The following is a 1,031-nucleotide window of genomic DNA, read 5'->3' as shown; positions in this document are numbered from 1 at the left end:
GGTGGCCACCAGGGAGTTCATGTCTGGCGAAAGGTGACGGTAGGCGATCAGTCCCGGCTTAAAAAACCGCCTACCGGGACCGAACAACACGATACTGGCAAGCACAAACTGCACCCACTCCCAGAAATGTGCAAAAGGGCTGGTGATCATCAGGGCGCGGTCAAAAGCGGGGAAGAAGGAGGCACCCATGGACAACACCAGAATCGCCATAGCCAGCACTGCAGCGACGATGACATCACGGCCCATGGCGCGCAAACTCGCACGGCGCTGGTCTGTCTCATTGCCATCCTGTCCCTCGTCTTCCTGAACAGGATGCGCTGCGTAACCCGCCGCGCTTACAATGCTGGCCAACTCGTCCGTACTGATCATGGCTGGAATGTAGCGTACATGCGCACGCTCGGTAGCCAGATTCACCACAGCCTCAAGCACGGCAGATTGCTTTCTGAGTGCACGCTCTACGCGACCCACACAGGAAGCGCAGGTCATGCCCTCCACCACAAGATCAATCTCATCGGTCACCGGTGTGTAGCCGGTCTCGCGGATCGCTCCGGCAATGCGGGCGGCATCGAGTTGCTGTGGGTCGAAAAATACTTCGGCTCGCTCGGTCGCCAGGTTTACACTGGCCGAGGTGACTCCGGGCAGCTTTCCCAATGCCCGCTCCACCCTAGCGCTACAAGAGGCGCAGGTCATCCCGTCTATGCCAATCTCAAGCTGTCCACGAGTTTTTTCATCCATAAACATGCCCCCTCACGGTGATATCCGCTATGTCCAGTGGATTACCTCTCACAGACGATTCCTGTAAAACCCTGCTACCACCACCATCAGTCCATGATAAACATTAAGGCCCACTGCAAGGTCAAGCGTGGTTTTTGTGTTAGGACTGCACGTTCTGTCACAGACTCACCGATACAGCCCTGAAAACGTCTTCGCCGTGGAACGAAGATGAGGTGAGTTTGACCATTTTTGCATAGCGAATACCAACACCCTCCATGCGCTCTGTTTTACATTTTTCAAAAATGTTGTCAGAGTAA

1 protein-coding gene is annotated in these 1,031 nt (G+C 55.1%); it reads right to left on the bottom strand.

Annotation, left to right across the window (positions count from 1 at the left end; genetic code table 11):
* Positions 1-735 (bottom strand): heavy metal translocating P-type ATPase (locus BLW97_RS18385; protein ID WP_143215005.1); only part of this gene is annotated, 735 nt, incomplete at its 3' end.
* Between the last annotated feature and the right edge of the window lie 296 nt (positions 736-1,031).

The sequence above is a fragment of the Acidithiobacillus albertensis genome (genome assembly GCF_001931655.1).
Lineage (GTDB): Bacteria > Pseudomonadota > Gammaproteobacteria > Acidithiobacillales > Acidithiobacillaceae > Acidithiobacillus > Acidithiobacillus thiooxidans.
Note: the sequence above shows the minus strand (reverse complement) of the source record. Positions and strands in the feature narration are given on the sequence as shown.